The sequence below is a fragment of the Fodinisporobacter ferrooxydans genome, from assembly GCF_022818495.1.
Lineage (GTDB): Bacteria > Bacillota > Bacilli > Tumebacillales > MYW30-H2 > Fodinisporobacter > Fodinisporobacter ferrooxydans.
This window is the reverse complement of sequence record NZ_CP089291.1, coordinates 374,045-386,916: the sequence shown is the minus strand read 5'-3', so window position 1 is coordinate 386,916 and position 12,872 is coordinate 374,045. Positions and strand designations below refer to the sequence as shown.

The 12,872-nt window shown below is 46.7% G+C and carries 8 protein-coding genes; 6 read left to right on the top strand and 2 right to left on the bottom strand.

All coding sequences use genetic code 11. The features are described from left to right. Positions 1-88 precede the first annotated feature (88 nt). Positions 89-1,441 carry a polysaccharide deacetylase family protein gene (locus LSG31_RS02095; RefSeq protein WP_347437767.1) on the top strand — a complete coding sequence of 451 codons (1,353 nt, stop codon included), beginning with the start codon at positions 89-91 and terminating at the stop codon, positions 1,439-1,441. A 155-nt stretch (positions 1,442-1,596) separates the two neighbouring features. On the opposite strand, the gene LSG31_RS02090 is transcribed toward LSG31_RS02095, so the two are convergent. Next, on the bottom strand, positions 1,597-2,244 hold the full coding sequence (locus LSG31_RS02090; RefSeq protein WP_347437766.1) for a hypothetical protein: 648 nt from the start codon (positions 2,242-2,244) through the stop codon (positions 1,597-1,599). 183 nt (positions 2,245-2,427) lie between these two features. Between LSG31_RS02090 and LSG31_RS02085 the strand changes: the two genes are divergently transcribed. Next, positions 2,428-4,035, top strand: coding sequence for a dynamin family protein (locus LSG31_RS02085; protein ID WP_347437765.1), 1,608 nt, complete (start codon positions 2,428-2,430; stop codon positions 4,033-4,035). Between the two features lie 14 nt (positions 4,036-4,049). Continuing rightward, complete coding sequence (locus tag LSG31_RS02080) at positions 4,050-6,029, top strand: dynamin family protein (RefSeq protein WP_347437764.1); 1,980 nt, start codon at positions 4,050-4,052, stop codon at positions 6,027-6,029. Between the two features lie 147 nt (positions 6,030-6,176). Here the strand turns inward: LSG31_RS02080 and LSG31_RS02075 are convergent, their stop codons facing one another. Continuing rightward, the gene (locus LSG31_RS02075) at positions 6,177-8,780 is read right to left on the bottom strand and encodes an S-layer homology domain-containing protein (RefSeq protein ID WP_347437763.1); all 2,604 of its coding nucleotides are present in this window, start codon (positions 8,778-8,780) and stop codon (positions 6,177-6,179) included. Positions 8,781-9,158: 378 nt separating this feature from the next. Here LSG31_RS02075 and LSG31_RS02070 point away from each other — a divergent pair, with 378 nt between their 5' ends. Genes LSG31_RS02070 through LSG31_RS02060 form a run of 3 tightly spaced genes read left to right on the top strand, consistent with a single transcriptional unit; the run spans position 9,159 to position 12,814 of the window. Next, positions 9,159-10,430 (top strand): O-antigen ligase family protein, encoded by a 1,272-nt coding sequence (locus tag LSG31_RS02070; RefSeq protein WP_347437762.1) that lies wholly within the window; start codon positions 9,159-9,161, stop codon positions 10,428-10,430. Continuing rightward, entirely contained in the window at positions 10,420-12,030 is a 1,611-nt protein-coding gene (locus LSG31_RS02065) for a hypothetical protein (RefSeq protein WP_347437761.1), read from the top strand. The genes LSG31_RS02070 and LSG31_RS02065 overlap by 11 nt, the downstream gene beginning before the upstream one ends. After that, the gene (locus LSG31_RS02060) at positions 12,023-12,814 is read left to right on the top strand and encodes a hypothetical protein (RefSeq protein WP_347437760.1); all 792 of its coding nucleotides are present in this window, start codon (positions 12,023-12,025) and stop codon (positions 12,812-12,814) included. Before LSG31_RS02065 ends, LSG31_RS02060 begins: the two co-directional genes overlap by 8 nt. The last annotated feature ends 58 nt before the right edge of the window (positions 12,815-12,872 follow it).

Genomic DNA, 12,872 nt, shown 5'->3' with positions numbered 1-12,872 from the left:
GAGTAAGCCTTTGGGGGATTCGACAAAGCAATCCGCCGTGGAGTTTTGACTACTTTTTGAACATCCTCTAAAAAGGGGAGAGTTTGTCATGGTTAGCATATTATTCTTGGTTGTGGCGCTGTTCCTGCTGTATGCAATCATCCCAAGTATCGCTGCAAGGTGGTTCGGCTTTGGAGTATTTCGAAAAAGCCGGACTCGCCATGAAGTTGCTTTCACCTTTGATGACGGGCCGGATCCTATATATACGCCACAACTGCTGGATCTATTGAAAACATATAAGATAAAAGCCGCATTTTTTGTCGTGGGATCGAAAGCGGAACGATTCCCTGAACTCATTTTGCGCATGCATCAAGAAGGGCATTTGATCGGAATTCACAATTATGTACATCGTTCCAACTGGTTCCTGACACCTTGGACAATCCGCCGCCATCTGGATCGATCCGCTTCTTTTATCGAAAACATTACAGGTGTGCGCCCTGTCTATTACCGTCCTCCCTGGGGATTGACCAATCTGTTCGATTTTTTGCTGCGGCAGACATTTCTGATCGTGTTATGGTCTGTCATGGTTGGCGACTGGCGAAGTAAAGGCGGGAGTGAAGCAATTAAAACAAGGCTGCTGCAAAAGATACAGCCAGGGGCTGTCATCGTCTTGCACGATAGCGGGGAAACGTTCGGTGCCAATCGGGACGCACCTTTGCATACCATCCAGGCATTGGATCAAGTGTTTCCAGCGCTGCTTGCCAAAGGCTATACTTGTGTACGAATTGACGAAATGATTCCTTTTCAAAAACCGGCGATTGAAAGAAAATTAAGTCGGAAGAAACGGCTGCTTATTTATTTATGGATGCAATGGGAAAAAGCATTTCATGCAGTTTTTCATGTCCGGACAATTGACAGAAACAACCCTTTTTTGAATATAAGGGTCTGTACCTATCGCGGGAAAACGATTCAATTGACAAACGGTGAGAGCATTCAAAAAGGAGATTATGTGGTTGAACTCCATTTCAACAATGAATTGCTGATGCAGATGGCCACACAGGCCCGGTCTTCGATTCATCTGGCAGTGCAAATGATTCGAGCGACTGAACAGTTGCTTCCGCAAATCTTGGAATTCATTGTTCATCATCCGTATCGTGATAAAATCAAGGGGTTATATGGAATTACCATGATTTATCGGGGAAGCCGGCAACTTGGCTTTACCGTGGCCGATTTGCCAAAAGGTCTTTTCTCCTCCTGCAGCAAATTGTACTTGCGCTTCTTGTTGTATGCCGTTCATCCACAAGGGCTGCAAAGGTTGCAAACCAAAACAAACCTGCTCATTCCAAAGATCATTGCGATTTCCACGAATGAACTTATGAAGAGGTATCCGATTGACATTCAGCCAAAGCATTCTTCGCAGGAGATGGTATTCAGCAGTGAACACATTTTCGAGGGCAAGTGAAAAGCGCCTATTTTTTGCATCGGAAATGGCGGACAAAGGGCAGCGGGTGTTTGAAAAAACGGAAATGCAAAAAATAAAATGCAATAATTGCAAATGCAAAAAGCAGAAAGCCTCTATGTATGATCATACACAGAGGCTTTTTTCCGACTGCCCGATTAATTGGCCGATTGTTGCTGGGATGCGCTGCCTTCCGCGCCACGATAGGAATTGGATTCGCTTTTTGCCTTCCGTACAGGTGTGGAAGTGCCTTGAATCACTTGGCCTCCTTGTGCCGGATTGCGTCCGATTCCCTGGTTTTGAACGCCATAAAACGGTGTTGGACTGACAGGACCGTAGGGAAATCCTCCATTTGTCTCGAAGCCAGGGGTGCCATATGGATATCCGGCCGGCTGGCCAAAGGAAGCTGACGGTTGCTGGTCCACTTGTTGCTGTGTTTGGGGTTGTGCTTGCACTTGCGGCTGTTCAAAGAATGCCGGTTGCTGATATGCGAAGCTAAAATCGCGATTATAATAGGGATAGCCATAACCGCCGTACATGCCGTATGGATATGTTTGCATATGTCCGTAGTAGGGATGATGCCATCCGTAGTGATGATGATGGTGCCAATACGGATGATACATATGTCCATATCCGTATGGCATGTGACCATATGGATACATGCCAGGTGCGCCATATGGGGGATTGACAGGCAGCCCGTATGGATGTGTTTTATGGTTGCGATTGTTTTCTTCACCCAAATTGTTAGGATTGCCTGATTCTGCAAAAGGTTGCTGATTTTGCGTGTTCACATTTGGATTTGTCATAAGGATCCTCCTCAAATTTGTTTTGACAGTTATTTGTATGAAGGGAAGCAAAAATAGGTGAATGTCTATATGAGATCAAACCAAATTTGTATTGGTTGTTTTTGCACATTGTAAATTGTTTTCAATCGTATCTGAGAATGTTAGAATCATGGGAGAATTGATTACGATATTGTGGTGAGGCATATGGAAAATCTAGTAGAACAATTGCAAAATATTGCGGGTCGCATGCTTGAGCAGAACGACTCGATAAGCGCGCTAAAAATTCAAGATCTTATTGAGAAATGGCGGAAAAATCAGATGATTGTCGCTTTTTGCGGTCATTTTTCCGCCGGAAAATCCAGCATGATCAATTCTTTGATCGGACAAAAGGTGCTCCCGAGCAGTCCGATACCGACAAGTGCGAATTTGGTGCTGATTGAGCATGGAAAAAATCGTGCCATTGCATTTCGGGTCGATGGCGGCACAGAATCCTTCGAGTTGTCGGAAGCAGGGATGAAAGCACTGAAAGAGTTTTGTGCGGATGGCCAAACAGTTGCAACAATCAAAATTTTTGCAGAGAGCGAATGGCTGCCGCAAGGGATCGCCATCATGGACACGCCGGGGATCGATTCCACAGATGATGCCCATCGGCTGGTGACGGAATCGACGCTGCATCTGGCGGATGTCGTTTACTATGTTGTCGATTACAATCATGTTCAGTCCGAATTGAATTTTCAATTTACCAGGCAGTTGCTTGACCATGGCAAATCGGTGTATTTAATCGTCAATCAAATTGACAAGCATTTTGATTTGGAGATGGATTTCAGTACGTATCGCGAAAGTGTGGAAGAAGCATTTTCCCTTTGGGGGATTGCGTTGCGGGGCATATATTTCACTTCCTTGATGGAAGAAGATCATCCGGAAAATGAATACGAACAGCTGCGGCAGGATCTGGGGCGCCAATTTCAGCAACGGAATGAAATATTGGCAGTCAGCATCCGTGCAAGTGCGAAGACTGTCATCGCAGAGCATATTCGAATTGTCAGGGATAGCCAAGAGAGGGAGCGTTCCAAATGGCAGCAAATCATCGATGCTGCAGAGGATTTATTGACATTTTCCGAGGCACGTGAAAGATTGCAGGCAGTCCAAACAGAAGTGGAACATTTGCAAAAATTACCGCAAACCGCAAAACAAGAGGTTTTGCAAAAAATTGACACATTGTTGGACAATGCTCCTTTGACGCCATATCCGACCATTGAACAGATCGAAGCATTTTTGCAGAGCAGACAGGAAAAATTTCGGATTGGCTGGCTTGGCAGCAAGGCCAAGACGGAACAGGAACGCATGAATCGTCTGCAGGCATTGCAAGCGGATGTGCAACAACGCATGCAAGCGGCCATTGAGTGGCATTTGACCCAGTTGCTGTCACATACGCTGCAAGACTATCATATCACTTCGGAAATTCTTTCGAATCGTTTGCAAGATTTCCATGTGGAATTGAATTCAGAACGTTTGCTGCGATTAGTCAATCCCGGCGCTTCCCTCGAAGGAGCGTATGTTCATACGTATGCCCGCGACCTAAGTGCCAGCATTAAAAGTTCCTACAGACAATTGGCCAACGATTGGCTGCAGGAGTTTTTAACGTGTATACAGACAAAAGCACAAGAACAAATCGATCGATTGCTTGGCGAGCAGCAGCATTTGACGCAGTTGATCGAAGCGTATACAAATTTGGAAGCATTGGATGGAAACATGCAGACATATGAACAAATGGTTTACGAACAAATCGGATCATATGAATTGAACAAATGAAGGAAGTGTTGAAAATGATACAATCCATCGAGCAGCATCCTTCGATTACCGAATCGTTGCTGACGGTGCGTTCGCTCATTCAGAAGATTCCCGGATTTGCCGAAGAAGTAGAGCTGCTCGTACAGAAAGCGGAACGCTTGCAGCATCGGCAATTTACCATTGCATTATTTGGCGCGTTCAGTGCGGGGAAATCTTCCGTTGCCAATTGCTTGATCGGCGATATGGTACTGCCCGTATCTCCAAATCCGACAACTGCGGCCATCAATCGGATTCTGCCGCCGACTTCGGAATGTCCGCATGGAACGGTGCTCGTACAACTCAAAGCGAAATCGGATCTATGGGAAGATATGAAATCGTCTCTGGGAGTTTTGGGTGTAGCGGCAGATTCCCTGGAATCTGCTTTGGCAGTGATTGACGGATTGCGGCCGGAGGGGTTGCAGGCACATGCCAAGCCCCATTTCAGCTTTCTAAAAGCGGTTGTGCGCGGCTGGACAGATCTTCAGGAACATCTGGGTTCTGTCATGACGATTGACATCAAGCAGTTTAAGACGTTTGTAGCGAAAGAGGAAAAGGCTTGTTTCGCAGAATGGATCGAGCTGTACTATGATTCGCTGCTGGCGCAAAACGGAATTGCATTGGTGGATACGCCGGGGGCGGATTCGATCAATGCGCGCCATACCGGTGTCGCATTTGAATACATCAAAAATGCAGATGCGATTTTATTTGTCACCTATTACAATCATGCATTCGGACGGGCGGATGCAGAGTTCCTGGTTCAGTTGGGGCGTGTGAAAGATACATTTGCCCTTGACAAGATGTTTTTCCTTGTCAACGCGTCCGATTTGGCACAAACGGAAGAAGAATTGGAAACCGTGCTGAAACATGTGCGGCAAAATCTCGTCCGCTGCGGCATCTCCATGCCCCGCATTTATCCGGTATCCAGTCAAACCGGATTGCTGGCACGGATGATGGAAAAGGCAAAATTGCCGGCGAGCGCTGAAAAAGTGCTTCGTCAGCGGCTGGACTTGGAGCAGGAACAGTCTCTTCCAAGTGCGTCTGCCGTGTTGGAACGCTTTGGCATTCAGCGATTTGAAGCTGATTTTTACCGTTTTATAAAAGAAGATCTGACGAAAATTGCGAACCGTTCGGCAATTGCCGATATCAAGCGGATTGCGGAACGGCTGTCGGAACTCAACAACTCGGCGCAAGCAGATGAAATGACCCGCAGGGAACAGATTCAATCCCTGCATGAAGAGCAATGTCGAGTCGTACAATTGATCGATACTTTTTCAGCGGATACAGAGTATCGATTGTTTGCTCAGGAATTGGATGAATTGGTGTATTACGTGAAGCAACGGTTATTTTTGAAATACCGGGATGCTTTTATGATGGCATTCAATCCGTCAGTTTTGCAGGATGAGTACAAAGATATAAAAACACGTTTGCGCCACTGCTTGCAGGAACTGGTTCAAAGTCTGACATTTACCGTTCAGCAGGAAATGCGTGCCACATCATTGCGGCTGGAGACATTTAACGGCAAAATGCTTGGCGTATGGCTAGAAAAATTCCAACGGGAAGTCAGGCAAATCAAGCCAGCCATGCATTTTCGCGAGTATGAGGGGAAGCAGATTCCCACACCTGATTTTCCCGGCCAGATCGAAGGGGATTTTTCCAAAGTATTGTCATATTACCGGAATGCGAAAGATTTTTTCGAAGCGGGCAAGAAAGATGTCATGCGGGATGAACTGGAGCAATTGCTGCAGGAGCCGGTAGAAACGCTTTTAAAGAAGAATCGCGAGATTTTAAAACAAGTCCATCTCGATGCCTGGCATGATCAATTGGCTGCTGTGCGGGTGGAACTCACAAAACAAATAAATGCATATTATGAAGGATTGCGCAGTGTTTTAACAGCGGCAATCGATCTGAAACAATTGCAAATCGCTTTGCGTCAGGCACAGGAATTGCATCAGCATTTTTCGCGTGCTGGAATTTGACAAAATCTAAATCAGGATTGAAGTAGGATTGAAGTAGAGGATTATAAAAAAGGAGTTGCGGGACTCATGTGACCCCGCAGCTCCTTTTTGTGTAGTATATTTGCATCGGATGTATCGCAGTTTTTGTATCAATCGGAAACTGCTCTTTTACCACTTGAAATTCGCGAATGCATTCCATTCATCAGGTGTTGCCGTGAACATGCGGTATGTGGAATACCCGACACTTCCGCTGTCTTTGGCCGCTTGCATGGCTGCAGTAATCTCTGTCCCCGTAGGCTCCTGGCCGGCATCGTTGAACATATTGTAGGATTGGCCGATCATTGTGACAGCGATGTATGGATTGCCTGTCGCTTTCCGGATGTTGTCGACTTCCGGTTTGATCTGGTTGTAAACAGTGTCGTAAGAATAGCTTTTCTCGTTGTAGTGCCAATAATCCATCGGTGCAATTACGTCGTAGTACTGGGCAAACGTCGTCCATGGCAAATTCGGCCGCCAGGACTCCGGATAGGTAACCGCAATTAACGGATAATTGTCTCCCAAGTTGGAACGAAGGGATTTTGAATACGTATCGAGATTTGTTGCCGACAAGTATGTCGCATCTTCCAGGTCAGCAGCAATTCCATCGACCTTGTCGCCCCGCGGTGTCGCATACTGAGCGACTTGAATGGTCTGTGCCGCATCTGCGTAAGGATCTTTTAATTGGGCATAGATCCAGCCGATTACGACAAATCCCTGATCATGCGCTTTTGGCAAAAAGTCGTTTAAAGCGTCTTTTCCATAGAAACCGTCAGACGTTGTGGCAACTTCCAGATAAATATGTGTGACTCCCGCTTGTTTCAGCTTTGCCAATGTGTCATCCACATTATGATTCTTCCAGTCGCTCCACATCATCCAGACGCCTTTGCCGGAGACAAGCCCGGCGCCTTGTGCCGTGTATACATGCAGGGTAGTGGATCCTGTAATGGGTTGTCCGTCACTCGTAGCAGTGACATTGACTGTTGTGTCGCCTTTGGTTTGTCCTGCGACGAATGAACCGATTGAAGAATCGCTGCCGGTCGTGCCGTTGACTGCGGCGAATGCTCCATGCTGCGAATCGGATAATGACACCTGTACAGGCAAGTGAATATTCGGCAACACATTTCCCCAAGTATCTACGGCAACCGCTTTAAGCGCCACACTCTGATTGGGCGTCACCCAAGGAGAGGGAGTCGCAAATACATTCAAAGCCGCCGGCGCTCCCGGCAACACGGTGAAACTGTCTGCTTGGGATTGTATCAGATGCTCTCCCGAAGCAGTCACGGAGTAATTTCCGGCAAGCGTATGGGAAAGCGAGAACGTCGCGATTCCATTCGCATCGATTGCCGTTCTCGTGTAGGTGCCGCCATCAGGCATCGTAACGGTTAATGTAATGCTTCTGCTTGAATCCGTATTGACAGGCTGGTTTTTGTCATCCAAAAGTTGAACTTTAACCGGAATATTTTGTCCCGGATAGTAGGCGGATGTCGTCTCCGGCAAGATCGACAAATGATACGGTGTCAATACTACGACAGGCAGTGAAGCGGTGACAGGCGCTTGTCCCGCTTGTGCAAGGGTAGCTGTAATCGTTCCTTGTCCCGCTTGTGTCGCTTGAAATGTCCCATTATTCGAGACTGTGCCGATGTTCCCGGTGACAGACCAAGTGACTGCAGGCGGATTTACCGAATTGCCGTTTGCATCAAATGCCGTGACAGTGATTGCTTGTGATTCGCCGCTCGTCATTTCGATCACGTCCGGGTTTAAAACAAGCTTGGAAATCGGTGCGGCGACTTGTACAGGCACGCTTGCGGAGACTTGCCGGCCATTTGGCAGATAGACATCCGCCTGGACCGTTCCGGTGCCTGAATTTGTCGCTGTAAACATGCCTTGTGTATCGATCGTTCCGGTGCCGCCGGCTACCGACCAATGAATGGGCGCATTGGATGTCGTCCCGTCCGGATAGGCGACAGTTGCCGTGAATGATTGTTTATCACCGATCTTAAGCTGTGCAGGCAGTTGTGAAATCGTGATTTTTGGAATTTCCAGACTATGTATTTGATCTGTTGAGACGTTCATCGTCTGGTAGATGATCTGGGAAGCTTCTGCCCGATTTGTCAATCCCTGTGGACGAAATGTCTTGTCGACATAACCGTTCACAATATGCAATTGCGTGGCAGCTGCCACTCCGCCGCGCGCATATGGATCGATCGACTGGTAATCGCTAAATGTTTGAATGTTTGATACATTCAATGAATCCAGCGAATCTTTTAAAAGGGCTCTGCCGATCATCGTTACTACATCTTCCCGTTTGACCGGGTCGCCAGGTGCAAAACGCCGGTCGCCTACACCGAAAATCAATCCGTTTTTATAGGCGGTCTCGATATAGGAATAGCCCCAAAAACTCTGCGGAACATCGGAAAATGTCGGGTTATCCGGCTTGACTAACGGAAGTTTAAGGGCCAATACCAGCAATTTTGCAAATTCTGCCCGCGTGACTGGAGCTTGTGGCGCAAAATGGGAAGAATCCCGACCGCTTACGATATTTGCAGATACGAGTGCTTGAATGGCAGGCATCGCCCAGGAAAAATTTTGACCGATATCGGTAAAGGATACGGCTGGATTGGCAGCGGCATAGACCGGACTCGTGCTTAACAGTCCAAGCGACAGGCCGATACTTGTAAAGATTTTGGAAAACGAGTAAGACTTGGAAGCGGATCTTCGCTGTCTGGCCTTCATGAAAAAAAACCTCCTAACACGCACTAAAAGAGCGCTTATCACCCTTTTTTCGACAAAAAATGAATAAGAATTGGTTAAACTACCAAAGTATTAATAGTTCTATCATTATAATACGAGTTTTTTGTCGTTTTTGGAGGGTTTTTTTAAAAAAAATATACTTAAAATTTAACAAGATTAGCAAAAAAACTTGTATTGACGCTGTTGCAATGGACGAGGTAATCGCACATAATTGATGAAGAAAATTTAAGGGCATGCAAAGGGACGAACTTTTTGGCACATTTTGTTCTCTTTATAATGTGACACTTGCAAGTCTGTTTGGATCTGGTTATGCATTCATGTGTGGAGAGAAATTGAAATTTAAAAGATAGGACGATGGGAATGGCACAGGAAAGTCGCTGGCGTGAAAGGATTGTAACTTGGGGATGGATGCTGCTTGCTTGCTACCCGCTCGTTGACTTCGTATTGCGGAATACGCCGATCATACGGTCAACACATGTAGGTTCAGTCTGGGATAAATTGATCCTTTTGATTTTTGGCTTTTTCTTTATCAAAGAATCCATCGAGGGCAGGCAGGTCAAATTGCCGCCTTTTTACAAAGCGGTTCTGGCGTTTATGCTGCTCGGAGTCGGCTATATGATGATGGATTTGTCGGAACCTTCGTTGACGTTTGAAGGTTGGCGGGCCGTATTTTTATACATGTTTGTCGTGTTTCTTGCCCCGTTTTTTATCGATGCACAGTTTGCGAAACGGCTGTTGCAGGCGTCGTTGTGGACAGGCGTTTTGATCGCGTTGATCGCCGTCTATCAATGGATCGTAAAAGCGCCGATTCCTGCCGGCTGGGTGGATGCAGGCGAGCATGTGCGAACACGGGCGTATTCGATTTTTGGCAGTCCGAACGTTTTGGGATCGTATCTTGTATTGATGTTTCCGATTGCTGCAGGCCTTGCCTTGACCAAGGGATATACCGGCAAGCAGCGCCTGATATATGGCGGGATGGCGCTGTTATTCGCGGCAGCTTTGTTCATGACGTATACGCGGGGAGCCTGGATGGCGCTATTCATCGCATTGCTGGTGATCGGAGCGCTTGTTGACAAGCGTCTGTTTATCGGTATTGTCCTTGCTGCAATTGCCGTATCATTCGTGCCGCAAATTCACGCGCGGGTTTCGGAGCTGTTCACGCCTTTGTATTGGAAAAAGGCGGCGTTAAACGGAAGAATTGCCAGAAGTTTGTTGACATATGACGTGATGCGCAAAAATCCTTTGTTCGGTGCGGGACTGGGGCATTACGGCGGTGCGGTTGCGGCAAGGCATTTTGGCACGATGTATTCGGACAACTACTATGCGAAAACGCTGGCTGAAATGGGGTTGTTAGGCCTATTCAGCTTTGTTGCATTGCTTTTTAAAGTCGCGCGGGATATTTATCGGCATATCTGGAAACGGATGATCTGGAAGCATGGAAAATTTATTGAAGCAGGTTTGTATACGGGGATTCTTGCCGTAATGATCCACAATGCCGTGGAAAATATTTTCGAAGTTCCGGCGATGAATTTTTTATTCTGGTTTATGGTTTCCCTGATCTTTATTATTTCCCGGGAAGTAACCGGACAAACATCGATAACTGAGGAGGCGGATGCAAACCATGCTGCGTAAGGTTGGTAAATGGGTCGGCGTCATCGCACTCAGTGTATATTTATATTTTGCCTACCATCTTTTGGTGATTCCGGGAGCGTTAGACTTTTCGTTCTATGGGATTCTCGGGTTTATCGCAGCCTGTGTCATCGGAATTTTGGTTTTACCTGCGAAATTTCGCAAGCCGGGTGCAGTTTTGGCAATCGGGATGTTGATGATTGCAAGAGGGTTGGATAACGTACATCATATATCCATCATCCTGCAAGTGATTGATTTTCTCATTATGCTTGCCGTTATCGGCTGGCTCTTGCGAAAATATGGCCGAATCCGCTTTAAGACAACGGCACTTGGAGCGATTGCAGTACTTGTATGTACATATGCAATTCCAGTCGTTGACATACCTTTCCTGAGTCATTTTACGATCCGCTATCAATCGGCAGAGTTTGTGGATCCGATGACTTCGATCAATCCGGCCTATCCTGTTTACGTGATGCATGGGAAAGGGAATGCAGGGGATCGAATCATTACGGAGACGAATCGGCCGAATGCGTCTCTTCCGGGAAAATATATCGACAGCAAAAACGACAGCATGTTGGTATCCTTTACTCTGAATGGGAAACATGGGGACACTCAATTGATAAAAGCGGATCAATTGCCGAATGTATTATTTGACGATTTTGGCACAGTCGGATTTCCGTATGATACGTATACCATGTACAACGTAAAAGGTTTCGTACAGAAGGAGTACCGGCCTTTGTACCAGCCCCAGCAGATCCTTGAGAATGCTCTTGATCTGGGCAATTTTCCGGTGCTGCAAACGAATCTGGAGCGCCATACGTTGCATGTGGATCATTTGGCTTGGGATGTGTTCCAATCCCGATACGGAAAAAATCAACAGAGGTCCGATTCCGGCCAATTGCAAATCATTGCAAATCACATCGTTGGCATGTACAAAGGCAGTCCGGTGTTTATTGTAACGAAAGATGAGAAGATTTTGGGCACGGCTCACGTGCTTCCAGGCACGCAAGAGCAAGTCCTTGCAGAAGGAAACAACCGGATTGATGTTTATGGTATAAAAAGCGGACGACTGCTCGCCTCGTATACGAGCAATTTGGACACGCCTTTGCCCGGCGATGTGATTATGGCAGATATCGACGGTGACGGACAGGCTGAGTTGTTGGTCAATACCGTCCCTGCGCGAATTTTGAAAATTACTCCAAACGGCCAATGGCAAACGCTGTGGGTGAGTCCGAAAGATTCGTTCCGCTTTGAAACGGTTGGCAAGATCGGCAACGATCCGAACGTTACAATTGTAGCGAATTCTCCTTCTGAAGTGCGGGATGTCAGCATCCGTTATGTGACGGGCTATACGTATCAAAATGGAACATTAGACCGTCTTTGGAGGATTCCGAGGGATTCCTTATTATTCCCGCAGTTGGTAACGGAAAAAGGCTCACATCAATCCTACCTGCTCGTTACAGACTATGGGCATCAAAATATGTACGTCTTGCGTCAACATTCGATTCCGGTGCAAATGTTGCTGCTTGTATTGTTCGGCCTTTATGTAATTGTTGCATTTGTGGTCCGGTTGGCATGGAAGGGAGGTCGTGCGCATGTTTAATGTTCGGATTGCCTGGATGAAGAAAATGTGGATGGCGATCGCCGCCGGTTCCCTGCTTCTGACCGGTTGTTCATTGCAATTGCCATCTGCCGCGCAAACGCAAAACGGCGTTGCACAGGGGGGGCAGCTTGTCCCCGCAACGGCTGGTTCGCTGGCAATTTTGCGCGATGCTTTTGCAAAATCCGCATCGATTCACCGATACGGTGTGAAAGCATCCATATCGACGACAGCCAATAATTTTACCAAAACCACCACTTTGTACGGGCATGTGGCGGATCCGGATCAGGTGGATATGAATGAAGTCATCGACGGCAAAAGCTATATGGTAATTCAAACGTCTGATCAGACAGTTGTGAGAGTGAATGATCGCTGGGCAAAGGCGAATCGAATCGAAAAAAGTTTTAACATATTTGGTTCCTTGGAGCCTGTTCCCAATTACGCAAAAAAGGTATATCAATTGAAGGACGATACGGTGATCAGCACACCGACATATGTGTACCAATTTGAAGCGAATGCCGCCGATATTTCATCAGGGATCATGAGTCAAATGACAGATATGGCGCAAGGAGAGAAAGCTCTTCCCGTCCGCTATACTGTCTGGGTCGGCAAGAAAGACCACTACATTTATCAAATTCGCATGCAGTGGTCGCATGCCATGCCGCAACTGGGGAATGTAGCGGAAGATACTACGTTTATGTTTTTTGATCTCAATGCAAAGGTGCCGATCATGATTTCCAAGCCGATATGGGATCAAATCAATAAAATTCCGAAACATCCAAAGTAGTATGCGCAAAATTATTGGCAATCCCCTTGTTACACGAGAAAAGGAGTTCCCGACGAAT